The organism is Jatrophihabitans fulvus, from assembly GCF_054781375.1.
Genome location: NZ_BAAGUN010000001.1, coordinates 1,034,567 through 1,057,622, shown reverse-complemented (window position 1 = coordinate 1,057,622; position 23,056 = coordinate 1,034,567). Strand labels below are relative to the sequence as shown.

Sequence of the window (23,056 nt, the reverse complement as noted above, 5' to 3'; positions counted from 1 at the left end):
GCGCGTCGCGCTCGCGCGTCAGGCCCCGCGGACCGCGGCCGTGTACGCCGGGTAGGCGGGCAGCGCGTGCAGCACGAAGGCCTCCTGCACCGGCGGGGGCAGGTGCACGACGAAACCCGACCACTCGTCCTCGGCCGAACTCTCGTGCATCTGCGCGAGGACGATCATGGCGTCCTGCGGGGCGAGGGACGACAGCGCACGCTCGCCCAGCTCGCCCCACTCCTGCGGGGTGAGCAGCGCGTCGACGAGCGGAAGGATCTCGGCCTCCTCGCGGTCGAGGTGGAACGCCAGTGGCGCGAGGAGGTCCTCGATCTCGTGGGCCAGCTCGTCGCGGTCGTCGGCGGCTGCGCTCTCGCGCCACTGCGCGCTCAGCGCCTGCACGCGCTCGATGACGCCGTGGATCTCGACGTGGTCGCCGTCCATCTCGTCGAACAGCGCGGAGTGTTCGGGTGCGCGCTCGCGCAGCTTCGGCCAGAGCAACAGGTCCTCGCCGGCGTGATGGTGTTCGAGCACGCCCAGCACCAGGTCGAGGTGGCCGGCCAACCGGTCGGCGCGCGCGGTGTCCCCGGCGGCCACGGCCCGCACCAGCGCGGGCAGCAGCGCGAACTCACGACGGAACACGCGGTGGATGATGATCATGTCGTGCGTCATGGTCGGAGCGGGAGTCGGCATGCGTGCACGCTGGCACGCGCGCCGGGCGCACGGCAGGGTCCTTCGGCCGCCGTCGGTCAGTCGCAGGTCCACTGCAGCGGACGTCCGGGGACGACCGGCGCCGGCAACGGGCCGGGCGGACGGATCATCCACGGATCTGCGGGTTCGGATCTCCAACCGTCGAGCGCGAGGGTGCCGAAGCTGTCGCGCACCGGAGCGCGGACGCCGTCGGGCACGGTGGCGTCGGGATGCAGCGTGACGGCGCCGAGCAGGAACGGGTGGGACGGACGGTCGGTCCAGGCGACACGCGCGTCCGCGTGCCACGGGACGCCGAGGGCGGCGTGCGCCGCGGCGTGCCACGCGGCCTCGCCTGCGGCGCACGTCGCGGCGTCCGTCATGCCCTGAGGAAGGCGAACTCGCCGGCGAGCCGCTCGACGGCGCCGCGCAGCGACGCCGGATCGGGACCGGCCCGCAGCACCTCGCGCGACACGCTCGGCACCACTGACCGCAGCGCCGACCCGAACAGCCGGCGGACGTCGTCGGCGGTGCCGCCCTGCGCGCCCACGCCCGGCGCGAGGATCGGTCCGTCGAGGCCGTCGAAGCGGGGGGGATCGGTGATGGTGGCGCCGGCGACGACGCCGAACGACCCGGGACCGTCGGTGTTGCGCGCGGCGAGGGCGTCGACGACGGCCTGGGCGACGGTGACGCCGTCCGAGGTCGTCGCGTGCTGGAACTGCGGGCCCTCGGGATTGGACGTCGCCGCGAGCACGAACACGCCGCGGTCGTGCCGCGTCGCCAGCTCGAAGGCGGGGTCGAGCGAGCCGATGCCGAGGTACGGGCTCACGGTGATCGCGTCGGACGCGAGCGACGACGCGGGGTCGAGATAGGCGCGCGCGTAGGCGGTCATCGTCGAGCCGATGTCGCCGCGTTTCACGTCGAGCAGCACGAGGGCGCCGGCGTCCCGCAGCGCGGCGACGGTGCGTTCGAGCACCGCGACCCCCGCCGACCCGTGGCACTCGAAGAACGCCGACTGCGGCTTGACGACCGCCGCCGTGGCACCGAAACCCTCGACGCAGGCGTCCGCGAAGCGGGCGAGGCCGTCGGCGTCGTCGGTGAGCCCCCACGCCTCGAGCAGGCCGGGGTGCGGGTCGATGCCCACGCACACCGAGCCGCGGGCGTCGAGGGCGGCGTCCAGGCGGCGTCCGAAGGTCATGGCAGGCCCTCCGCGATCAGGTCTGCGCGCCGGACGGTCGGTCGCGCCGCCGGACGATCAGGTTTGCACCCCACTTGACCGCTTCGCCGCCCCCGAACCGGCGAACTCACGCGCACACCTGATCGTCGGCCGCTCACGACGCGGCCGCCTCGCTGGGCACGGGCCCCGCCTCGGCCTTGCGTCGTGCGGCCTGGACGGCCGCCGGCTGATGCGCGTAGCCGACGGCGTCCTGCAGCGAGGCGAAACCGCGCTCGTCGAGCGCCTGCTCGAGCTCGCGCAGCACCCGCACGGGGGCGGACGGGTCCCCGAACACGGCGGTACCGACCGACACCGCGGACGCTCCGGCGAGCACGAACTGCAGCGCGTCCAGGCCCGTGCGGATGCCGCCCATGCCGAGGATGGGCAGGTGCGGCAGCGCCTTCGCGACCTGCCAGACGCACCGGACGGCGACGGGACGGATGGCCGGCCCGCTGAGCCCGCCGGTGATGCCGCCGAGCGCCGGCGCCATCGTGTCGGTGTCGATCACCATGCCCAGCAGGGTGTTGATCAGCGAGAACCCGTCCGCACCCGCGTCGGCACAGGCCCGCGCGATGTGGGTGATGTCGGTGACGTCGGGCGACAGCTTCGCGAACACCGGCTGCGCCGGGTCGGCGGCGCGGCGCACGGCCCCGATCACCCGTGAGGACGCGATCGCGTCGCAGGCGAACACCTGTCCGCGCGACTCGACGTTGGGGCACGAGATGTTGACCTCGAGCATCGACACCGCCGGGTGTCCGGCCAGGCGCCGCGCGAGCTCGACGAACTCGTCCGTGTGACCGCCTGCGATGCTGACGACCGTGCGGGCGCCGTGCTCGGCCAGCCAGGCGAGGTCGTGCGCGATGAAGTCGTCGATGCCCGGGCCCTGCAGGCCGATCGAGTTGAGCATGCCGCTCGGCGTCTCGGCCATGCGCGGCGTCGGCCGTCCGGACCGTGACCGGGTCATGATCGACTTGGTGACCACGGCGCCGAGATCGGCGACGTCGAAGAACTGGTGCAGCTCGCGTCCGGCGGCGGCGCAGCCCGATGCCGTGAGCACCGGGTTGGGAAGCCGGACCGACCCGAGCCGGGCAGTCATGTCCGCCATGCTCAGTGCCCCCTCATCGCGTCGGCGCCGACGAGGTCGGCGGGCAGGTGCCCGACGTCGTTCCAGCGCACGCGTCCGGCGTCGAAGACCGGTCCCTCGACGCACGAGCGGACGAAACGCGCGCGTCCGTCGTCGCCGCGCACCGGCAGCACGCAGGTCATGCACACCCCGATGCCGCAGGCCATCGACTCCTCGACGGCGACCTGCGCCATGATCGCGCGCTTCTGCGCAATCTCACCCACGGCCTTAAGCATGGGCATCGGGCCGCAGGCGTAGACGATCTCGGCGCCGATGCGCTCGATGACGTCGGGCAGCACGTCGGTGACGAGTCCCTTGGTACCGGCGCTGCCGTCGTCGGTGGTCACGGTGACCTGGCCGGTGAGACGTTTCGCGGTCAGCTCGCCGTAGAGGCGGGACGCCGTCGCGGCGCCGAGCACGAACTCGACGGGCGAACCGTTGGCCAGCAGGGCCTGCGCGAGCGGGATCAGCGGCGCCGACCCGTACCCGCCGCCCACGAGCACGGCGGGCGCGGGGCCGTTCGGCAGCGGGAACGGCGTGCCGAGCGGACCGACGATGTCGAGCCGCTCACCTGCCTGCCGCTGCACCAGCCACCGCGTGCCGGGACCGTGCTCGGCGACGACGAACTGCACGGTGCCGGCGTAGGTGCCGCCGGGCGTCGCGCCCGCGATGGCGAACGCCCGCCGCAGCCCCATGGCGGTGTTCTCGCCGCCCACGGCGACCGCCACGAAGTGGCCCGGCTGGAAACCGTCCGCGATCTGCGGCGCGACGACCGTGAACTGGACGTACTCCCCCGCCTTCGTGACCGAGAAGATCTCCGCCTGCTCCTGCACGGGGGTCACCGCGCCACCTCGGGACGGATCGCGGCGTGGAACTCCTGCAGCGAACGGACACCGATGTCGCCGCGGATGAGCTCCTCGATGCCCTGCACCGCGGCCGCGAACGCCTGCGTCGTGGTCAGGCACGGGATGCCGGCCGTGACGGCGGCGGTGCGGATCTCGTACCCGTCGAGCCGCGGTCCGCCCGATCCCCAGGGCGTGTTGAGCGCGAGGTCGACGTCACCGGCCAGGATGCGCTCGACCACGTTGCCCGGGCCGTCGCTGAACTTGCCCACGACCTCGACGGGCACGCCGTTGCGGCGCAGCACCTGCGCGGTACCGGCGGTGGCGAGGATGCGGAAACCGAGGTCGCTGAGCCGCTTGACCGGGAAGATCGCCGCCCGCTTGTCGCGGTTGGCCAGCGACACGAAGACCGTGCCCCCGACCGGCAGCGAGCCGTAGGCGGCGGCCTGCGACTTCGCGAACGCGGTGCCGAAGCTGGAGTCGAAGCCCATGACCTCGCCGGTCGACTTCATCTCCGGACCGAGGACGGTGTCGACCTGGTCACCGGCCGGAGTGCGGAACCGGTGGAAGGGCAGCACCGCCTCCTTGACCGCGATCGGCGCGTCGTCGGGAAGCGCTCCGCCGTCGCCGCTCGCCGGCAGCATGCCTTCTGCGCGCAACTGCGCAATCGTGGTGCCCAGCGCGATGCGAGCCGCCGCCTTGGCCAGCTGCACGGCCGTCGCCTTGGACACGAACGGCACCGTCCGCGATGCGCGCGGGTTGGCCTCGAGCACGTAGAGCGTGTCGCCGGCCAGCGCGTACTGGACGTTCAGCAGGCCGCGCACCCCGACGCCCTTCGCGAGCCCGAGCGTCGAGCGGCGCACCGCCTCGAGGTCGCCCGCGCCGAGGGTGATCGGAGGCAGCGCGCACGCCGAGTCGCCGGAGTGGATGCCGGCCTCCTCGATGTGCTCCATCACGCCGCCGATGTAGAGGTCCTCGCCGTCGAACAGCGCGTCGACGTCGATCTCGATGGCGTCGTCGAGGAAACGGTCGACGAGCACCGGGTGGTCGGGCGTGATCTCGGTGGCCCGGTTGATGTAGTCGAGCAGGTGCTGCTCGTCGTAGACGATTTCCATGCCACGTCCGCCGAGCACGTAGGACGGCCTCACCAGCACCGGGTAGCCGATGCCGTCGGCGACCTCCTTGGCCTCCTCGAACGAGGTGGCGGTGCCGTGCTTCGGCGCGGGCAGGCCGGCCTCGTCGAGAACCCGTCCGAACGCGCCCCGGTGCTCGGCGAGGTCGATGGCCTCGGGCTGCGTGCCCAGCACCGGCACGCCGGCGTCCTTGAGCCGCTGCGCGAGCCCGAGCGGGGTCTGGCCGCCGAGCGTGCAGATGACACCCGCGACCGGCCCGGACTCCTGCTCGGCGTGCACGACCTCGAGCACGTCCTCGAAGGTGAGCGGTTCGAAGTACAGCCGGTCGGCGGTGTCGTAATCGGTCGACACCGTCTCGGGGTTGCAGTTGACCATCACGGTCTCGAACCCGGCGTCGCGCAGCGCCATGACCGCGTGCACGCACGAGTAGTCGAACTCGATGCCCTGCCCGATGCGGTTGGGGCCGCTGCCGAGGATGATCACCTTCTGCTTGTCCGGCTGCGGCGCCACCTCGGTCTCCTCGTCGTAGGACGAGTAATGGTACGGGGTGACGGCCGCGAACTCGGCCGCGCAGGTGTCGACGGTCTTGAACACCGGACGGATGCCCAGCCGGTGCCGCAGGGTGCGCACGCCGTCCTCGCCGGCCAGCTCCGGACGCAACGCCGCCACCTGCCGGTCGGACAGGCCGTGCCGCTTGCCGCGGCGCAGCAGGTCGAGCGTGAGCGTGGGTGCCTCGCGCAGGGCGGCCGCCGTCTCGCCGATGAGCGCGATCTGGTCGACGAACCACGGGTCGATGCCGGTCGTGCGGGCGACCTCGTCGACCGATGCGCCGGCGCGCAGCGCCTGCTCGACCCAGTAGATGCGGCCGTCGGTGGGGAACGCGGCCCGCGCGAGCAGCTCCTCGACGGGCAGGTCGTCCTCCGGGCGGGTCCAGAAGCCGGCCGCCTTGGTCTCCATCGAGCGCAGTGCCTTGCCCAGCGCCTCGGTGAAGTTGCGTCCGATCGCCATCGCCTCGCCGACCGACTTCATGTGCGTGGTCAGCACCGGGTCGGCGCCCGGGAACTTCTCGAACGCGAAGCGGGGGATCTTCACGACCACGTAGTCGAGCGCGGGCTCGAAGGACGCGGGCGTCTCGCGGGTGACGTCGTTGCGGATCTCGTCGAGCGTGTAGCCGACGGCGAGCTTCGCCGCGATCTTCGCGATCGGGAAGCCCGTCGCCTTGGACGCGAGCGCGGACGAGCGCGACACGCGCGGATTCATCTCGATGACGATCATCCGGCCGTCCGCCGGGTTGATCGCGAACTGGATGTTGCAGCCGCCGGTGTCGACGCCGACCTCGCGCAGCACGGCGATGCCGATGTCGCGCATGTGCTGGTACTCGCGGTCGGTGAGCGTCATCGCGGGCGCGACGGTGATCGAGTCACCGGTGTGCACGCCCATGGGGTCGAGGTTCTCGATGGAGCAGACGACGACCACGTTGTCGTGGCGGTCGCGCATGAGTTCGAGCTCGTACTCCTTCCAACCGAACACCGACTCCTCGACGAGCACCTCGTGCACGGGGCTCGCGGCCAGGCCACGCGCAACCATCGTGCGCACCTCGTCGGCGCCGTTCGCCAGCCCGGACCCCAGCCCGCCCATCGTGAACGACGGCCGGATGACGACCTTGTTGCCGACGCTCTCGGCGAAGGCGATCGCGTCGTCGAGCGACCGGCACACCAGCGACTCGGGCACGTCGCCGCCGACCGTCCGCACGATGTCCTTGAAGCGCTGGCGGTCCTCGCCGCGCTGGATGGCGTCGACGTCGGCGCCGATCAGCTCGACGCCGTACTTCTCGAGCACGCCGGCCGAGAACAGGTCGATGGCCAGGTTCAGCGCGGTCTGCCCGCCCAGGGTGGGCAGCAGGGCGTCGGGCTTCTCCTTGGCGATGACACGCTCGACGAACTCGGGCGTGAGCGGCTCGACGTACGTGGCGTCGGCGAACTCGGGATCGGTCATGATCGTCGCCGGGTTCGAGTTGATGAGGCTGACGCGGTAGCCCTCCGCGCGCAGCACCCGGCACGCCTGGGTGCCCGAGTAGTCGAACTCGCAGGCCTGGCCGATGACGATCGGCCCCGACCCGATGACGAGGATGTGCGAGATGTCGTCGCGCTTCGGCACTACTTCGTCCCTTCGAGGAGCTCGACGAAACGGTCGAACAGGTAGGCGGCGTCGTGCGGTCCGGCGGCGGCCTCGGGGTGGTACTGCACGCTGAACGCGCGCACGTCACGGGCGACGAGGCCCTCGACGACGTCGTCGTTGAGGCAGACGTGGCTGACCTCGACGGCCCCGAAGTCGGTGTCGGTTGGTTTGTCCAACGGAGCGTCGACGGCGAAGCCGTGGTTGTGAGCGGTGATCTCGACCTTGCCGGTGCGGCGGTCCTGCACCGGCTGGTTGATGCCGCGGTGGCCGTAGCCGAGCTTGTAGGTGCCGAAGCCGAAGGCGCGACCGAGGATCTGATTGCCGAAGCAGATGCCGAACACCGGCACCTCGCGGCGCAGCAGCTCGCGCACGGTGGCGACGGCGGAGTCGGCGGTGGCCGGGTCACCGGGGCCGTTGGCCAGGAACACCGCGTCGGCGCCCGTCGCGACCACGTCGTCCGCCGACGTCGTGGACGGCAGCACGTGCGAGGCGATGCCGCGCTCGGCCATGCGGTGGGGCGTCATGGACTTGATGCCGAAGTCGAGCGACGCGACCGTGAACCGCTTCTCCCCCAGGGCATCGACGGTGTACGGCGAGGTCGTCGTCACCTCGGCCGACAGGTCGCTGCCGGCCATGGGCGGCGAGTCGAGCACCGCCTGCAGCAGCTCGTCGCGCGAACGGGAGGACGAGATGCCGCAGCGCATCGCGCCGCGCTCGCGCAGGTGGCGAGTCAGCGCGCGGGTGTCGATGCCGCTGATGCCGACGACGCCCTGCGCGGCGAGCTCCTCGTCGAGGCTGCGGACCGAGCGCCAGTTCGACGCACGGCGGGCGGGGTCGCGCACGACGTACCCGGCGACCCAGATGCGCCGCGACTCGTGGTCGTCGTCGTTCACGCCGGTGTTGCCGATGTGCGGCGCCGTCTGCACGACGACCTGCCGGTGGTACGACGGGTCGGTCAGCGTCTCCTGGTACCCGGTCATGCCGGTGTTGAAGACCGCCTCGCCGAACGTCTCGCCGTCCGCCCCGTAGGGCTCGCCTTCGAATGTCCGGCCGTCCTCGAGGACCAGCAGCGTCACGCGACAACTCCTTCCAGCACCGCACCGTCGCGGACGGTCTGCCGTCCGCGGAAGATCGTGTGCACCACCGACGCGGGCAGCGCGCGCCCGGCGAACGGGGTGTTGCGCGACAGGGACGCCAGCCGGTCGGCCTCGACAGTCCACGACGCGGACGGGTCGACGAGCACGAGATTGGCCGGCTCACCGGCGGCCACCGGACGTCCCTGGTCGGCGAGGCGGCCGATCTGCGCGGGCCGCACCGCCGTGCGGTCGGCCACGCCGGCCCAGTCGAGCAGGCCGGTCGCGACCATGGCCTGCGCGACCACGCCGAGCGCGGTCTCGAGCCCGAGCATGCCGAACGCGGCGTCGCCGAAGGCGTGGTCCTTGTCGTGGGCGGCGTGCGGCGCGTGGTCGGTGGCGACGGCGTCGATCGTGCCGTCGGCCAGGCCCTCGCGCAGCGCCTCGACGTCACGGGACGGCCGCAGCGGTGGATTCACCTTGAACACCGGGTCGTAGCCCTCGAGCAGGTCGCAGGTGAGCAGCAGGTGGTGCGGGGTGACCTCGGCGGTGACGGCGATGCCGCGCGCCTTCGCCCACCGGATCACCTCGACGGTCCCACCCGTGGAGACGTGGCACACGTGCAGCCGCGAGCCGGTGTGCTCGGCGAGCATGACGTCACGCGCGACGATCGACTCCTCGGCGACCGCGGGCCAGCCGGCCAGGCCGAGCCGCCCGGAGATCTCGCCCTCGTGGGCGCACGCCGCGCCGTCGGCCAGCCGCGGGTCCTGCGCGTGCTGCGCGACCACCGCGCCGAACGGCTTGACGTACTCGAGCACGCGGCGCATCAGCCGGGCGTCGTGCACGCAGCGGCCGTCGTCGCTGAACACGCGCACCGCGGCCCGCGAACGGGCCATGCCCCCGATCTCGGCCAGCGTCTCGCCGCCGAGACCCTTGCTCACCGCGCCCACCGGACGGACGTCGACGAGGCCGACCCGCTCGCCCTCGGCCGCGACCCGCTCGACGAGCTCGGCGGTGTCGCCGACCGGGTTCGTGTTCGCCATCGCGTGCACCGCGGTGAAGCCGCCGAGCGCCGCGGCCCGCGAGCCGCTGGCGATGGTCTCGGTGTCCTCGCGCCCCGGCTCGCGCAGGTGGGTGTGCAGATCGACGAGGCCCGGCAACAACACCAGGCCGTCCGCCTCGATCGTGACCTCGCCCGACAGCCCGGTTCCGACCTCGGCGATCGTGTCGCCCTCGATGCGGACGTCCGCCGGCTCGCCGCCGAGGATGCGCGCGCCCCTGATGATCGTCACACCGTCACCTCCGTCGCCCCGGCCAGCAGCCGGTAGAGCACCGCCATGCGGACGGACACCCCCGCCTGCACCTGCGCCAGCACGACCGACCGCGCCCCGTCGGCCGCCGCGGACGAGATCTCGAGACCGCGGTTCATCGGTCCGGGGTGCAGGACCGGGACGTCCTCGCCGATCAGGTCGAGGCGGGCGGGTGAGAGCCCGTAGCCGACCGCGTACTCGCGCTCGGTCGGGAAGTAACCGCCCGACATCCGCTCGCGCTGCACCCGCAGCATCATCACGGCGTCGACGTCGCCACCGGCCTTGCCCGACAGCACGGCGTCGAGGTCCCAGCTGGTGTCGCACGGCCAGCTCGCGACGCCGGAGGGCATGAGCGTGGGCGGCGCGACGAGGGTGACCCGCGCGCCGAGCGTGTGCAGCAGCAGCACGTTCGAGCGGGCGACCCGGCTGTGCGTGATGTCGCCGACGATCGCGACGTGCCGGCCCTCGAACCCGCCGAGCCGGCCGCGCAGCGTGAAGGCGTCGAGCAAGGCCTGGGTCGGGTGCTCGTGGGTGCCGTCGCCGGCGTTGACCACCGGGCACTCGACCCACTGCGCGATCCGGGCGACCGCTCCGGACGCGTTGTGGCGCACCACCAGCGCGTCGACGCCCATCGCGGCGACGGTGAGCACGGTGTCGCGCAACGACTCGCCCTTGCTGACGCTCGAGCCCTTGGCGCTGACGTTGATCACGTCGGCGGACAGCCACTTGCCGGCGATCTCGAACGACGACCGGGTGCGGGTCGAGTCCTCGAAGAACAGGTTGACGACGGTACGGCCGCGCAGCGGCGGCAGCTTCTTGACCTCGCGGGTCTGCACGGCGTTCATGCGCTCGGCGGTGTCGAGGATCGCGAGCGCCTCGTCGCGGTCGAGGTCGGCGGCGGACAGCAGGTTCACGCGGTACCTCCGTCGACGTACACGGCGTCCTCGCCGTCGATGTCGCCGATGAGCACCCGCACGTTCTGCTCGGCGGACGTCGGCAGGTTCTTGCCCACGTAGTCGGCGCGGATCGGCAGTTCGCGGTGCCCGCGGTCGACCAGCGTGGCCAGCTGTACGGCGCGGGGGCGTCCGAGCTCGGTGAGCGCGTCGAGCGCCGCGCGGCAGGTGCGGCCCGAGCTCAGCACGTCGTCGACGAGGATCACGAGCCGTCCGTCGACGCCGCCGTCCGGTTCCACCGTCTCGGCCAACGGGCGGACGCCCCGAAGGCGCAGATCGTCCCGGTAGAGGGTGATGTCGAGGCTTCCGACCGGAAGGCGCACGTCCGCGAAGGTGGCGATGCGGGCCGCCAGCCGGTGCGCCAGCGGCACTCCACGCGTGGGAATGCCGAGCAGCACGGCGTCGAAGCCGGTGCGCGCCGTGCTCTCGATGATCTGGTGGGCGATGCGGTCGGTGACCCGCGCGACGTCCTGCGCGGTCATCACGGCCGAACCGGGGGGCGTCTCGGACGCCCCCGGTGGGGGCGTGGTCGGCATGCGTGCGGACACGACGGTGCTCAACCTCCTTGTCCGCCTCACGGGACGGTCCGTTAAAGGAGTTGGTCGTGCCCGACACTAGCAGCGCCGCCCGCGGGCCCGGGCCGGCGTGCGGACGGCACCCGGGCCGCCGTCCGGAAGACGTACGAATTTCGGCGGGAGCAGGCCGCGACCGCACCGAAACCGCCCGAAGACTGCCATGATTGACCAAGATTCCTGACAACACCGTCGCGGCGACGCAACGACCGCCCACCGCGCCCCCCGAGGAACCCATGACTGAGCGAACGACCGACCGAGAGATCACCTCCGAGGGCGATGCCAACGACGGCTACGCCAAAGCGCTGGGCACGCGGTTGCGCGCCATCCGCATGCAGCAGCACCTCTCGCTGCACGGTGTCGAGCGCAAGTCCGGCGGCAAGTGGAAAGCGGTCGTGGTCGGGTCGTACGAGCGCGGCGACCGTGCGGTGTCGGTGCAGCGCCTGGCCGAGCTGGCGGACTTCTACGGCGTCGCGGTGGGCGACCTGCTGCCGCCGGAGGACACTCCGTTCGCAGGCGGCGGGGCCAGCACGGGCACCCCGCTGAACCGCATCGTGCTCAACCTCGACAAGGTCGGCTCGCTCACCGACCCGTCCGCCGACGTGCTGCAGCGCTTCGTCGGTTCGATCCTGCGGCAGCGCGGCGACATCGGCCCCCGCACGATGCCGGTGCGCCACGAGGACCTGCGCACCCTCGCGCTCATGTACGACTGCTCGATCGACGCACTCACCGAGAAGCTCGTGCGCTGGCAGGTGCTGGCCCCCGAGTCGGTCATCGTCGACGCCCAGCCATGACCGCCTCCCCGGCACTTCGAGGTCGACGTCGCCGACCAGCGCGATCCGACAGCAGCGCTGGTGCCGTCAGCTACCCGCCGACGGTTTCGACGGAACTTCTCTCACCACGCGACCGAGGACGCCGTTGACGAACTTGGGGCTGTCGTCGGTCGACAGCGCCTTGGCCAGCTCGACGGCCTCGTCGATCGCGACGGCGTCGGGCACGTCGTCGCGCCACAGCACTTCGTAGACACCGAGGCGCAGCACCGCGCGGTCGACGTCGGGCATGCGGTCGACCGTCCAGCCCTCGGCGTACTGGGCGAGGATGCCGTCGATGTCCTCGCGGTGGGCCTGCACACCCTCGACGAGCTCGATCGTGTAGTCGTTGACCGGCGGGTCGGCCAGGGCCACCCGCTCGGCGAGCGTGCTGACGGCGTCGACGCCGCGGACGTCGGCCTCGTAGAGGACGTCCAGCGCCCGCTTGCGAGCCTTGGACCGAGCGGCCACTAGCTGTTCACGCGGCCGAGGTACCGGCCGTCGCGGGTGTCGACCTTGACCTTCTCGCCGGTCGACACGAACAGCGGCACCTGGATCTCGGCGCCCGTCTCGAGCGTGGCCGGCTTGGTGCCACCGGTGGCGCGGTCGCCCTGCAGGCCCGGGTCGGTGTGGCTGATGACGAGCTCGACGCTCGTCGGCAGCTCGACGTAGAGCGGCGTGCCGTCGTGCATCGCGACGACGACCTCGGCGTTGTCGAGCAGGTAGTTCGCGTTGTCGCCCACCGTCGCGGCCGGCACGGTGATCTGGTCGTAGGTGTCGCTGTCCATGAACACGAAGTCGTCCGCCTCCTTGTAGAGGTAGGACATCGCGCGCTTGTCGACGTTGGCGGTCTCGACCTTGGTGCCGGCGTTGAAGGTCTTGTCGACGACCTTGCCCGAGAGCACGTTCTTCAGCGTGGTGCGCACGAAGGCGCCGCCCTTGCCGGGCTTCACGTGCTGGAACTCGGTGACGGTCCACAACTGGCCGTCGAGGTTGAGGACGATGCCGTTCTTCAGGTCGTTCGTAGTTGCCACGGGCGCTGAGTTTATGCCATGGGGCGGAGGTCGCCGCGCCACGGCGTCGCGGGCCGCCATGGTGTGATCGCTACGCGCTGCCCGCCGCGTCGCGGGCACATGATCGAGTCCGGGGAGGGACCATGATCCGCACCGTCGCACTGTTGTCCGCGGGAATGCTCGCCGGAGGGCTGGTGACGGCGACGGCAGCCGGTGCGGCCCCGGCCCCGTGGAGCCCCGACACCCGCCTCGGGTCGCTTGCCGCCGGTGCCGCCGCCGACGCGACGCTCGTCCGGACGAATGCCTCGGGCGCCGCCGTGGCGACCTGGCAGACCACCCGGTCGTCGGTGCTGCAGCCGGCGCTGGCCGTCCGCGACGCCGGCGGCGCGTGGTCGGCCGCGCGCTTCCCGGTCACCGACGGCGGTGCCGGACGGGCCTGGGTCGGCATCGACCGCACCGGACGGGCGGTCGCCGTCTACACCGACAGCGCGCCGGGCCGGGCCGCGGTCGTCCGCTCGATCCAGCGTCCGGCCGGCGGCACCTGGTCGAAGCCGGTCACGGTGCCGGTGCGCGCGAGCGACACGCCCTCCGACTTCGAAGTGGCCGGCACCGGCCTCGGCGCGCTCGCGATTACGCGCGCCCACACCGCATACGTCCTGCGGCTGCAGGGCACCACCTGGCGCGCACCGGTGCAGGTCTCGGCCACCGCACCGGGCGGCGGGCGCACCTACGTCGGCGCCGACCACGTGCAGGTGTCCGTCCGCGACAGCAACCGCCTCACGGCGACCTGGACGTGGCGCAGCGCCAACCAGGGCGGACGGCCGTGCCGCACCGAACAGCGCGGCGGGCTCGACGCGAACGGCAGGGCTCTCGCCCGCGCGAGCTTCGCCCCCACCGAATGCGGCACCGGCGTCCTCGCCGTGCCGACCGAGACCTCGGCCGGCGGCACCGGCACCGTGCACGCCTGGGTGCACCCGACGAACTCCGCCGGACGCAGCTACGCGTCGGTCGCCTATCTCACCCCGGACGGCGTGTGTCACCGCCACGACCTGTCCAGCGGCGGTGGTCTCACCACCGCGGTGTCGGTCGCGATGTACGGCGGCACGGCCACCGCCGTGTGGACGTCGGACACCGGCCCGTCGGCGGACGACCACCGGTTGCTGTCGAGCACGCTGCGAGGAACCACGTGGTCGGCCCCCTCGGCCCTGGTGAACACCCGTGACCGCTACTTCTCCCCGGTCGCCCCCCGGGTCGCGCTCGCGCAGGCACAGCGGGTCGTGTCGTGGTCGGTCATCTCTTACGCAACGGATGCGCGGGAGGACGTCCTGCGGACCGAGGTGGGCACGCAGGTCGCGACGGCGACCGACGTCGCCACCGTGGCCCTGGACGCCACCGGGCCGCGCGTCGCGGCGCTCACGAGACGGGGCGACACCGGCGCGCGCACGATCTCCGCGCGGACACGCTAGGACTTCTTCGCGCTGAGGTGCAGCCGGATCACGCCGCGCACCACCTCGGTGCCGTCGTCGCGGGCCGCGCTGACCGCGACCGGCACCTCACCGGGCCGCTCCCAGTCGGCGGGGTCGGTCTCGGCGGTGGCCAGCAGGGTGGACGTCGACTTGGCGAGGTACTCCAGCTCCATGCCCTTGGGCAGCCAGCGGAACTCGTCCGGGATGGTGGCCTCGGCCAGCGCGCCCATCGCCATCTCGAGACCGTTGGCGACGGCGATCGCGTGCACCGTGCCGATGTGGTTGTGCACGCCCCACCACTTGCGCACCCGCACCTGCGCGAAGTTCGGGCGCAGTTCGACGAGGGTCGGCGCGATGGTCAGGAAGTAGGGCGCCTGCAGCGCGAACGCCATGCTGAAGGCACCCCGTCCGAGCGGGACCTTGCTGGCGCGGCGGTAGAGACCCAGGACGTCCACCCGCCGGATGTTACCGGCGGGTAGAGAAAAAGCGGTTGCCGGTCCGTCTAGCGTCGTCGTCGTGGAGTCCTGAGGTCTGACACCCCTGCGGTGTCGCGACGTCCCTGTCGTCGATCCCTGTCCGGGAGACCTCCTTGTCACACGCCCCCACCCCCGCCGTCGTCTGCACCGGCCTGTCGTTCTCGTGGCCCGACGGCACCGCCGCCCTCACCGAACTCGACGTCGCCCTCCCGCCCGGTCGCACCGGCCTCGTCGGCCGCAACGGCAGCGGCAAGTCGACCCTGCTTCGGCTGATCGCCGGCGAGCTGCGCCCGGCGTCCGGCACGGTCGCCGCCGTCGGGGACGTCGCCCTGCTGCCGCAGCGGTTGCCGCTGCAGACCGGCCGCACCGTGGCCGACCTGCTCGGCGTGAGCGCCGCCCGGCACGCGCTGCACGCCATCGAGGCCGGGGACGCCGACCCGGCGCATTTCACGGCCCTGGCCGACGACTGGGACGTCGAGTCCCGGGCGGTGGCGACGCTCGCGCGCCTCGGCCTGCCGTCGGACGGGCCGGAGGTGCTCGACCGGCCGGTCGGCACGCTCTCGGGTGGCGAGGCCGTCCTGGCCGGGGTGGCGGGCCTGCTCGTCCGCCGTCCGGCGGTGAGCCTGCTCGACGAGCCGACCAACAACCTCGACCGGCGGGCGCGGCACCTGCTGTACGACGCCGTGGACGCCTGGCCCGGGGTGCTGGTCGTCGTCAGTCACGACCGTGAGCTGCTCGAGCGCACCGGCACGACCGTCGAACTGCGTGACGGCCGGGCCCGGTCGTTCGGCGGACCCTGGTCGCACTACGCCGCCACGCTCGAGGCGGAGCAGGAGGCCGCCGCACGGCGCGTCCGCACGGCCGAGGGCGACCTCGCGCGTGAGAAGCGACAGCTCGCCGACGCCCAGGTGACGCTGGCCCGACGGGCCCGCACCGCCCGCACGGCCGAGCGGGAGAAGCGGGTGCCCAAGATCATCGCCCACGGGCGGCGGATGCAGGCGCAGGTGTCGGCCGGCCGGTACCGCGACCTGCACGAGGGCAGGCTCGAGGGCGCCCGCGAGGCGCTGCGTGCCGCCGAGGCGGAGGTCCGCGACGACGACCAGGTCCGCGTCGACCTGCCTGCCACGGAGGTGCCGGGCGGACGGGACGTGCTGCGGGTCGGTGACCTCGTCGTCCGCGGGCCCGAACGCATCGCGCTCGCCGGGCCGAACGGAGGCGGCAAGACGACGCTGCTGGAGGCGTGGGCCGGCCGGCGCCGGCACCCGCGCGGCGACGTCGGGACGCCCCTCGTGCCCGTGCGCTACCTGCCCCAGCGCCTCGACCTGCTCGACGACGCGCGCTCGGTGCTCGACAACGTCCGCACGGCCGCGCCCGGGGCGAGCCCGCAGCAGGTGCGCGCGCAGCTGGCCCGCTTCCTCGTCCGTGGCACCGCCGTCGACCAGGCCGCCGGGACGCTCTCGGGCGGTGAACGGTTCCGGGTGGCGACGGCGTGCCTGCTGCTCGCGGAGCCCGCCCCGCAGCTGCTCCTGCTCGACGAGCCGACGAACAACCTCGACCTCGACAGCGTCGCCCAGCTCGTGTCCGCGCTGGCCGGGTACCACGGCGCGCTGGTCGTCGTCAGCCACGACGAGACGTTCCTCGGCGAACTCGGCGTCACCCGCCGGTGGGAGGTGCGCGATATCGGGTTGCCGACCGAGGCGGGGTGATGGGCATGATCCGGCCCGTGGACGCGCAGACGCTCATCTTCGACGCCGACGACACCCTCTGGGAGAACAACGTCTTCTTCGAACGCGTCGTCGACGACTACGTCGAATGGCTCGCCCACCCGACGCTCGACCCGCGGCAGGTGCGCGCGATCATCGCCGATGTCGAGGAGGCGAACATCGTCGCCCACGGGTACGGCAGCAAGGTGTTCCTGCGCTCGCTGCGCGACGCCTTCACCCGGCTCACCGAGCGCCCGCTCGGCCCGGCCGACGCGGCCCGCATCGAACGCTTCGGCGAGGTGTTCGCCGCCGGGCACGTCGAGCTGCTGCCCGAGGTGGCGTCCGTGCTGGACCGGCTCGGCTCACGACACCGGCTGCAGCTGATGACGAAGGGCGTGCCCGAGGAGCAGCAACGCAAGATCGACGTGTCGGGCCTCGCCGACCGGTTCGCCGCGATCGACATCGTCCCGGTGAAGGAGCCGGACACCTACCGCGAACTCGTCGCCACGCACGACCTCGACGCCGAACGGACGTGGATGATCGGCAACTCGCCGCGCTCGGACATCGTCGCGTCGCGGGCGGCGGGGCTGAACGCGGTCTACGTGCCGCACCCGAACACCTGGGCCCACGAGTTCGCCGAGCTCGACCCCGACGACGACCGCATCCTGCACGTGCCCTCGCTGGCCGACCTCCCCCGGCACTTCTGACCGGCGCCGTCGTCCGTCGACCGGCACGTTCCGGGCTGCACCGGCGGGTCGACCTCGTCCGGTCGACGCCGGACCATGCCGGTCAGCCTCACGAAGGGGCCGGTCAGGCGGCGGTCGCGGTCTGCTTCTGCTCGGTGCTCTCGCGCGAGGGCAGCGCCGGGAAGCCGTGGGCGCGACGCAACAGCATCCAGACCGGGCCGGCCAGCACGACGACGGCGACGAGCACGATGCACGTCTCGGTGGTGCCCACGCCGAGCAGCTTCAGCGCCGACGCGAGCAGCACGAACGCGAGAGCGCGGCGGATCAGCGCGCCCGGAAGGCGGGTCGACAGCTTGGCGCCGATGTAGGCACCGGGGATCGACCCGACGAGCAGCGCGGTGGTGACGCCGAACTCGAGGTCGCCGAAGATCAGGTGCCCGATCGCGGCGGCGGCGACGAGGGGCACGGCCTGCAGCAGGTCGGTGCCGACGAGCTCGCTCGCGCGCAGCGTGGGGTACAGGAACATCAGCGCGATGATGATCAGCGACCCGCTGCCCACGGACGTCATGCCGACGATGACACCGCCGACGACGCCGATGAGGACGGTCGGCACCGGCTTCAGCGTCACCTGCGGCGGCCCCTTCGGGTCGGCCGGACGGCGTCCGTCGAGGTGCCGGGCGCGCTCGGCCAGCCGCATGTAGGCGCGACCGAACAGTCCCGCGGCGGCGACGATCAGCGCGACGCCGAGTGCCTTCTTGATCGCGTCGTCGAGCCCGTCGGTGCCGTGCAGCTCGCTGATGAGCCAGGCGCCCACGAACGCTGCCGGCACCGAGCCGATGCAGAGCCACTTGACGAGGTCGAGCCGGACGGTGCCGTTGCGCAGGTGCACGGCGGACCCGACCGGCTTCATCACGGCGGCCGCCACCAGGTCGCTCGACACCGCGGCCAGCGGCGGGACGCCGAAGAAGAGCACGAGCACCGGGGTCATGAGGGCACCGCCGCCCATGCCGGTCAGCCCGACGACGACGCCGATGCCCAGCGCGGCGAGGGCCATGAGCCAGTCGAAGTGCACGTCTCTCCCGGGTGATAGGCAACTCCTATCAACCCTACCTAAGGACTGGACATACTCCTAATCGGTGAGCGGGGCGTCCTCGTCGGCGTCGCCGAGCCGGGTGGACAGCCACGAGAGCGCGAGCACGTAGCCGTCCACCCCGAGGCCGGCCAGCACGCCGGACGCGTGCGGCGAGACGTAGCTGTGGTGCCGGAACGGCTCGCGGGCGAAGACGTTGCTGATGTGCATTTCGACGAGCAGGCACCCTGCCTGCACGAGCATCGCGCAGGCGTCGCCGAGCACGACGGAGGTGTGGGTGAGCCCGGCCGCGTTCAGCACGACCGACGTGCCCGCATCCGTGGCCTCGTGCAGCCACGCGAGCAGCTCGCCCTCGTGATCGGTCTGCCGCACCTCGACGTCCAGTCCGAGCTCGGCGCCGCCGCGGGTGCACAGCGCGACGAGCTCGTCGTGGCTGCCGGAGCCGTAGATCTCCGGTTCCCGGCCGCCGAGGCGGCCGAGGTTGGGCCCGTTGAGGACCAGGACGCGGGATTGGCTCATGACGCGACCTCCGAGTAGGCGGCTTCGAGGACGGACGGGTCGGGGTCGTCGGCGCGGCCGGGCCGCGCGAGCCCGTCCAGGACGACGAAGCGCAGCCGGTTGCCGCGCGCCTTCTTGTCGACGCGCATGGTGTCGAGCAGCTCGGCGTAGGCGCCGGACCGGTAGCCGACGGGCAGGCCCAGCGCCGAGAGCACGGCGCGGTGCCGGTCGGCGGTGGCGTCGTCGAGGCGTCCCAGGCGGCGTCCGAGGGCGGCGGCGTAGACGAGCCCGACGGACACCGCGTCGCCGTGGCGCCACGTGTAGTTCTCGGCCCGCTCGATGGCGTGGCCGAGGGTGTGACCGTAGTTGAGGATCTCGCGCAGGCCCTGCTCGGTGAGGTCCTCGCCGACGACGTCGGCCTTGACCCGCACCGTCCGCTCGACCAGCTCCCGCTCGACGGCACTGCCGGGCACACCGGCGGCGGCGGGATCGGCCTCGACGAGCTCGAGGATGCGCGGGTCGACGATGAAGCCGCTCTTGACCACCTCGGCGAGACCCGCCCGGTAGTCGGCGACGGGCAGCGTGGCGAGCGTCGTGAGGTCGCAGAGCACCCCGGCCGGCGGGTGGAACGCGCCCACCAGGTTCTTGCCGCGTCCGGTGTTGATGCCGGTCTTGCCACCGACCGCGGCATCGACCATGCCCGCGAGCGTGGTCGGCACCTGCACGACGCGCACGCCCCGGAGCCAGGCCGCGGCGACCCAGCCGGCGAGGTCGGTGGCCGCTCCCCCGCCGACGCCGACGACGGCGTCGGAGCGGGTGAAGCCCAGCGTGCCGAGCTCGTCCCAGCAGCGGCCCGCGACGGCGAGCGTCTTGCCCGCCTCGCCGTCGGGCAGCTCGATCGGGTGCACGGTCATCCCGGCGCGGGCGAGCTCGGCGCCCACCTGCTGCGCGGTGACGGTCACGGACGGCTGGTGCAGCACGGCCACCCGCGTGGCACCGGGCAGCAGCCCGCCGATCGCGGGCAGCACGTCGGTGCCGATGAGCACGGGGTACCCGGGCGAGCCGGTGACGTCGATGCGGGTCGTGGTCAACAGTGCCCCCGGCGGTGCAGGCGGGCCGCCACCGTGGCGGCGACGTGGCCCGGAGTGCGCCCGTCCGTGTCGACGGTCAGGGTCGCGACCGAGCGGTACAGCGGCTCCCGCTCGCCGGCGAGCGACGCGAGCCGGGCCTCGGGGTCGTCGGCCAGCAGCGGACGGCTGCGGCCGTCGCCCACGCGCTCCCCCAAGGTGCTGAGGCGGGCGCGCAGCAGCACCACCGGGACGTCCGCGGCCGACAGCGCGTCACGCACCGCGGGCGTGGTGAGCGCGCCGCCGCCCAGCGCGAGAACGCCGTCGAACCCTGCCAGGGCGGACGCGATCGCGGCCGCCTCGAGCTCGCGGAAGGCGGGCTCCCCCGACTCGGCGAAGATCGCCCGGACGCTGCGCCCGGTGCGCTGCTCGACGAGCTCGTCGGAGTCGGCGAACGGCACCGCCAGGATCTTCGCCAGGCGGCGTCCGCTCGTGGTCTTGCCCGCGCCGGGCAGGCCGACGAGGACGGCCTTCGGCGGCACGGTCACCGCCCGGGGGCCGGGGTGAGGCCGCGCTCGACGAGCCGCTTCAGGTAGGAGTCCAGGTTGCGCCGGGTCTCGGTGACGGAGTCGCCGCCGAACTTCTCGAGCGCCGCCTCGGCGAGCACGAGGGCGACCATCGCCTCGGCGACGACGCCGGCGGCGGGCACGGCGCAGACGTCCGACCGCTGGTTGATGGCGACGGCGGCCTCGCCGGTCTCGGTGTCGACGGTGCGCAGCGCCCGCGGCACGGTCGAGATCGGCTTCATCGCGGCCCGCACGCGCAGCACCTCGCCGGTGGTCATGCCGCCCTCGGTGCCGCCCGACCGCCCGGACACGCGGCGGATGGTGCCGTCGTCGTTCACGATCTCGTCGTGCGCGAGCGAGCCGCGGGTGCGGGCCAGCTCGAAGCCGTCGCCGACCTCGACACCCTTGATGGCCTGGATGCCCATGAGCGCGGCCGCGAGCTTGCCGTCGAGCCGTCGGTCGCCGTGGGTGAAGCTGCCGAGACCCGGCGGCAGGCCGTAGGCGAGCACCTCGACGACGCCGCCGAGGGTGTCGCCGTCCTTGCGGGTGCGGTCGATCTCCTCGACCATCGCCGCGGACGCGTCCGCGTCGAGGCAGCGGACGGGTGAGGCGTCGACGCGCTCGGCGTCCTCGGGCGTGGGGACGACGCCGGCGGGCGCGGCCACCGTGCCGATGCCCACGACGTGGCTGACGACCTCGACACCCAGCGCCTGCTGCAGGAACGCGCGGGCGATCGTGCCCAGCGCGACCCGGGACGCGGTCTCGCGGGCGCTCGCCCGCTCGAGCACCGGACGGGCGTCGTCGACGTCGTACTTCTGCATGCCGGCGAGGTCGGCGTGGCCGGGGCGCGGGCGGGTGAGCGGGGCGTTGCGGGCCAGCTCGGCCAGCACGTCCTCGTCGACCGGGTCGGCCGACATCACCTGCTCCCACTTGGGCCACTCGGTGTTGCCGACGCGCACCGCGACGGGGCCGCCCATGGTGACGCCGTGCCGCACCCCACCGGTCAGCTCGACGACGTCCTGCTCGAACTTCATCCGCGCGCCGCGGCCGTAACCGAGGCGCCGGCGGGCGAGGTCGGCGGCGACGTCGCCGGTGGTGACGGCGACACCGGCGGGCAGGCCGTCCAGGACGGCGACGAGCGCGGGCCCGTGCGACTCGCCCGCGGTGATCCAGCGCAACACGCGGGCCAGTCTCCCACTACCCGCCGAGCAGCCATCCGTCCGGTTCGGCCAGGGCCGAGGCCTGCTTAGGGCCCCACGAGTTCGGCGCGTACCGGTGCAGCGTCGGCGGGTCGTCGAGCAGCGGCGCCGCGGCCTCCCAGACGGCGGCCAGACCGTCGGGACGGGTGAACAGCGACCGGTCGCCGGTGAGGATGTCGTGGATGAGCCGCGCGTACGGCGGCAGCGGGTCGCCGTCCGGGAGCTGGTCGAGGTGCAGCGAGGTGTCGGCGGTCTCGAGCTCCGCGCCCGGTCCGGGCCGCTTGGTGACCAGCTGCAGGTCGATCGCGCCGTCGCCCTTGAGGTCGAAGGTGATGACGTTGCCGTGCTTGGGCACGCCCGAGAGCGTGCCGGCGGGCTCGCGCAGGATGAGGCTGACCCGCTGCGCGCTGGTGTGCAGCCGCTTGCCCGTCCGCAGCAGGAACGGCACGTCGCGCCAGCGGTCGTTGTCGATGAACAGCTTCGCGGCGACGAACGTGTCGGTGCGCGAGGTGCTGCGCACCCCGTCCGTGTCGGTGAACCCCTCGAACTGGCCGAGCACCACGTCGTCGGTGTCGAGCGGACGGAAGCAGCCGATCACCTTTTCGCGGGCGGCCTGCAGGTTCTCGGCGCTCAGGTCGGCCGGGGGCTCCATGGCGACCTCGGCCGCGAGCTGGAACAGGTGGGTGACGAGCATGTCGAGCACCGCGCCGGTCTCGTCGTAGAACTCGGCGCGGTCGGCGATGCCCAGCGTCTCGGGCACGTCGATCTGCACGGCGCGGATGTGCTCGCGCGACCAGACGGCGTCGAACAGGCCGTTGGCGAAGCGCAGCACGTGCAGGTTCTGCGTCGCCTCCTTGCCCAGGAAGTGGTCGATGCGGAAGACCTGCTTCTCGTCGAGCACCTCGTGGACCATCTCGTCCAGCTCGCGGAAGCCCTTGGCGGACGTGCCGAACGGCTTCTCGTAGACGACGTAGCTGCCCTTCGCCAGGTCGTGCTCGCCGAGGCCCTCGGTGATGCGCTGGAACGCCGACGGCGGGATGGCGAGGTAGTGCACGAGCTGGGCGTCCGCGCCGACCTGCTCGCGCGCCTCGGCGATCACGTCCAGCAGGCTGCCGGGGTCGTCCTTGGCGAACCCGCCGCCGGCGAATCGCAGCCGGGACTCGAAGTCGCTCCAGGTGCCGTCGTCGAGCTTCTCGCCGGAGTCGGTGAGCACGCCCCGGACGTGCTTGCGGAAGTCGAGGTGCGACACGTCGCCGCGGCCGTTGCCGACGAGCACCCAGTCGGACGGGAGCAGCTTCTCCTTGGCCAGCGTGTAGAACGCCGGCAGCACCATGCGCTTGGCGAGATCGCCGGTGGCGCCGTAGAGGACGAAGACGGTCGGGCCGGGACGGTTCTGCTCAGTCACTCTTGCGCTGTA

At 72.8% G+C, this 23,056-nt stretch carries 23 protein-coding genes; 4 read left to right on the top strand and 19 right to left on the bottom strand.

Annotation, left to right across the window (positions count from 1 at the left end; translation table 11 throughout):
- Positions 1–18: 18 nt before the first annotated feature.
- From ACYVP9_RS05145 to pyrR, 10 genes are all read right to left on the bottom strand, one after another.
- A complete protein-coding gene (locus tag ACYVP9_RS05145) occupies positions 19–672 on the bottom strand; it encodes a hemerythrin domain-containing protein (RefSeq protein ID WP_460603632.1) in 654 nt (217 codons plus the stop codon).
- Positions 673–728: 56 nt separating this feature from the next.
- On the bottom strand, positions 729–1,049 hold the full coding sequence (locus tag ACYVP9_RS05140; protein ID WP_460603631.1) for a hypothetical protein: 321 nt from the start codon (positions 1,047–1,049) through the stop codon (positions 729–731).
- Positions 1,046–1,864, bottom strand: coding sequence for an orotidine 5'-phosphate decarboxylase (pyrF, locus tag ACYVP9_RS05135; RefSeq protein ID WP_460603630.1), 819 nt, complete (start codon positions 1,862–1,864; stop codon positions 1,046–1,048). Before pyrF ends, ACYVP9_RS05140 begins: the two co-directional genes overlap by 4 nt.
- Positions 1,865–1,997: 133 nt before the next feature.
- Complete coding sequence (locus ACYVP9_RS05130; RefSeq protein ID WP_460603629.1) at positions 1,998–2,987, bottom strand: dihydroorotate dehydrogenase; 990 nt, start codon at positions 2,985–2,987, stop codon at positions 1,998–2,000.
- A 2-nt stretch (positions 2,988–2,989) separates the two neighbouring features.
- Entirely contained in the window at positions 2,990–3,847 is an 858-nt protein-coding gene (locus ACYVP9_RS05125) for a dihydroorotate dehydrogenase electron transfer subunit (RefSeq protein WP_460603628.1), read from the bottom strand.
- A complete protein-coding gene (carB, locus tag ACYVP9_RS05120; RefSeq protein WP_460603627.1) occupies positions 3,844–7,137 on the bottom strand; it encodes a carbamoyl phosphate synthase large subunit in 3,294 nt (1,097 codons plus the stop codon). Before carB ends, ACYVP9_RS05125 begins: the two co-directional genes overlap by 4 nt.
- Positions 7,137–8,234, bottom strand: a complete 1,098-nt coding sequence (gene carA, locus ACYVP9_RS05115; RefSeq protein ID WP_460603626.1) for a carbamoyl-phosphate synthase small subunit — start codon at positions 8,232–8,234, stop codon at positions 7,137–7,139. The genes carB and carA overlap by 1 nt, the downstream gene beginning before the upstream one ends.
- Entirely contained in the window at positions 8,231–9,523 is a 1,293-nt protein-coding gene (locus ACYVP9_RS05110; protein ID WP_460603625.1) for a dihydroorotase, read from the bottom strand. The genes carA and ACYVP9_RS05110 overlap by 4 nt, the downstream gene beginning before the upstream one ends.
- Positions 9,520–10,455, bottom strand: a complete 936-nt coding sequence (locus ACYVP9_RS05105) for an aspartate/ornithine carbamoyltransferase family protein (RefSeq protein WP_460603624.1) — start codon at positions 10,453–10,455, stop codon at positions 9,520–9,522. The genes ACYVP9_RS05110 and ACYVP9_RS05105 overlap by 4 nt, the downstream gene beginning before the upstream one ends.
- Positions 10,452–11,030, bottom strand: coding sequence for a bifunctional pyr operon transcriptional regulator/uracil phosphoribosyltransferase PyrR (gene pyrR, locus ACYVP9_RS05100; RefSeq protein WP_460603623.1), 579 nt, complete (start codon positions 11,028–11,030; stop codon positions 10,452–10,454). Before pyrR ends, ACYVP9_RS05105 begins: the two co-directional genes overlap by 4 nt.
- Positions 11,031–11,302: 272 nt before the next feature.
- On the opposite strand from pyrR, the gene ACYVP9_RS05095 reads away from it, so the two are divergent.
- The gene (locus tag ACYVP9_RS05095; protein WP_460603622.1) at positions 11,303–11,860 is read left to right on the top strand and encodes a helix-turn-helix domain-containing protein; all 558 of its coding nucleotides are present in this window, start codon (positions 11,303–11,305) and stop codon (positions 11,858–11,860) included.
- A gap of 66 nt (positions 11,861–11,926) precedes the next feature.
- Here the strand turns inward: ACYVP9_RS05095 and nusB are convergent, their stop codons facing one another.
- Both nusB and efp read right to left on the bottom strand, forming a co-directional pair.
- Positions 11,927–12,346, bottom strand: a complete 420-nt coding sequence (nusB, locus tag ACYVP9_RS05090) for a transcription antitermination protein NusB (RefSeq protein WP_460603621.1) — start codon at positions 12,344–12,346, stop codon at positions 11,927–11,929.
- Positions 12,346–12,909, bottom strand: coding sequence for an elongation factor P (gene efp, locus ACYVP9_RS05085; protein ID WP_460603620.1), 564 nt, complete (start codon positions 12,907–12,909; stop codon positions 12,346–12,348). The genes nusB and efp overlap by 1 nt, the downstream gene beginning before the upstream one ends.
- A 122-nt stretch (positions 12,910–13,031) precedes the next feature.
- Here efp and ACYVP9_RS05080 point away from each other — a divergent pair, with 122 nt between their 5' ends.
- On the top strand, positions 13,032–14,354 hold the full coding sequence (locus ACYVP9_RS05080) for a hypothetical protein (protein ID WP_460603619.1): 1,323 nt from the start codon (positions 13,032–13,034) through the stop codon (positions 14,352–14,354).
- Here the strand turns inward: ACYVP9_RS05080 and ACYVP9_RS05075 are convergent.
- The gene (locus tag ACYVP9_RS05075) at positions 14,351–14,809 is read right to left on the bottom strand and encodes a hotdog fold domain-containing protein (RefSeq protein WP_460603618.1); all 459 of its coding nucleotides are present in this window, start codon (positions 14,807–14,809) and stop codon (positions 14,351–14,353) included. The two genes, ACYVP9_RS05080 and ACYVP9_RS05075, sit on opposite strands and share 4 nt — an antisense overlap.
- A gap of 134 nt (positions 14,810–14,943) precedes the next feature.
- Between ACYVP9_RS05075 and ACYVP9_RS05070 the strand changes: the two genes are divergently transcribed.
- The gene (locus tag ACYVP9_RS05070) at positions 14,944–16,536 is read left to right on the top strand and encodes an ABC-F family ATP-binding cassette domain-containing protein (RefSeq protein ID WP_460603617.1); all 1,593 of its coding nucleotides are present in this window, start codon (positions 14,944–14,946) and stop codon (positions 16,534–16,536) included.
- A gap of 5 nt (positions 16,537–16,541) precedes the next feature.
- Entirely contained in the window at positions 16,542–17,240 is a 699-nt protein-coding gene (locus ACYVP9_RS05065; RefSeq protein ID WP_460603616.1) for an HAD family hydrolase, read from the top strand.
- A gap of 103 nt (positions 17,241–17,343) precedes the next feature.
- Here ACYVP9_RS05065 and ACYVP9_RS05060 read toward each other — a convergent pair whose 3' ends face one another.
- The 6 genes from ACYVP9_RS05060 to ACYVP9_RS05035 form a co-directional block, all read right to left on the bottom strand.
- The gene (locus ACYVP9_RS05060; protein ID WP_460604296.1) at positions 17,344–18,273 is read right to left on the bottom strand and encodes a sulfite exporter TauE/SafE family protein; all 930 of its coding nucleotides are present in this window, start codon (positions 18,271–18,273) and stop codon (positions 17,344–17,346) included.
- A 75-nt stretch (positions 18,274–18,348) separates the two neighbouring features.
- Complete coding sequence (locus tag ACYVP9_RS05055; protein ID WP_460603615.1) at positions 18,349–18,828, bottom strand: type II 3-dehydroquinate dehydratase; 480 nt, start codon at positions 18,826–18,828, stop codon at positions 18,349–18,351.
- Positions 18,825–19,901 (bottom strand): 3-dehydroquinate synthase, encoded by a 1,077-nt coding sequence (aroB, locus tag ACYVP9_RS05050; RefSeq protein ID WP_460604295.1) that lies wholly within the window; start codon positions 19,899–19,901, stop codon positions 18,825–18,827. Before aroB ends, ACYVP9_RS05055 begins: the two co-directional genes overlap by 4 nt.
- The gene (locus ACYVP9_RS05045) at positions 19,895–20,416 is read right to left on the bottom strand and encodes a shikimate kinase (protein WP_460604294.1); all 522 of its coding nucleotides are present in this window, start codon (positions 20,414–20,416) and stop codon (positions 19,895–19,897) included. The genes aroB and ACYVP9_RS05045 overlap by 7 nt, the downstream gene beginning before the upstream one ends.
- 2 nt (positions 20,417–20,418) lie before the next feature.
- Positions 20,419–21,621, bottom strand: a complete 1,203-nt coding sequence (gene aroC / locus ACYVP9_RS05040) for a chorismate synthase (protein WP_460603613.1) — start codon at positions 21,619–21,621, stop codon at positions 20,419–20,421.
- Between the two features lie 16 nt (positions 21,622–21,637).
- Positions 21,638–23,044, bottom strand: coding sequence for a glucose-6-phosphate dehydrogenase (locus tag ACYVP9_RS05035; protein WP_460603612.1), 1,407 nt, complete (start codon positions 23,042–23,044; stop codon positions 21,638–21,640).
- Positions 23,045–23,056: the final 12 nt, after the last annotated feature.

Coding starts and splice junctions, on each gene's coding strand:
- ACYVP9_RS05140 (WP_460603631.1), bottom strand. CDS start 1,049: ATGACGGACGCCGCGACGTGCGCCGCAGGCGAGGCCGCGTGGCACGCC.
- ACYVP9_RS05055 (WP_460603615.1), bottom strand. CDS start 18,828: ATGAGCCAATCCCGCGTCCTGGTCCTCAACGGGCCCAACCTCGGCCGC.
- ACYVP9_RS05130 (WP_460603629.1), bottom strand. CDS start 2,987: ATGGCGGACATGACTGCCCGGCTCGGGTCGGTCCGGCTTCCCAACCCG.
- ACYVP9_RS05065 (WP_460603616.1), top strand. CDS start 16,542: ATGATCCGGCCCGTGGACGCGCAGACGCTCATCTTCGACGCCGACGAC.
- ACYVP9_RS05145 (WP_460603632.1), bottom strand. CDS start 672: ATGCCGACTCCCGCTCCGACCATGACGCACGACATGATCATCATCCAC.
- pyrR (WP_460603623.1), bottom strand. CDS start 11,030: ATGCCGACCACGCCCCCACCGGGGGCGTCCGAGACGCCCCCCGGTTCG.
- ACYVP9_RS05095 (WP_460603622.1), top strand. CDS start 11,303: ATGACTGAGCGAACGACCGACCGAGAGATCACCTCCGAGGGCGATGCC.
- pyrF (WP_460603630.1), bottom strand. CDS start 1,864: ATGACCTTCGGACGCCGCCTGGACGCCGCCCTCGACGCCCGCGGCTCG.
- ACYVP9_RS05080 (WP_460603619.1), top strand. CDS start 13,032: ATGATCCGCACCGTCGCACTGTTGTCCGCGGGAATGCTCGCCGGAGGG.
- ACYVP9_RS05060 (WP_460604296.1), bottom strand. CDS start 18,273: ATGGCCCTCGCCGCGCTGGGCATCGGCGTCGTCGTCGGGCTGACCGGC.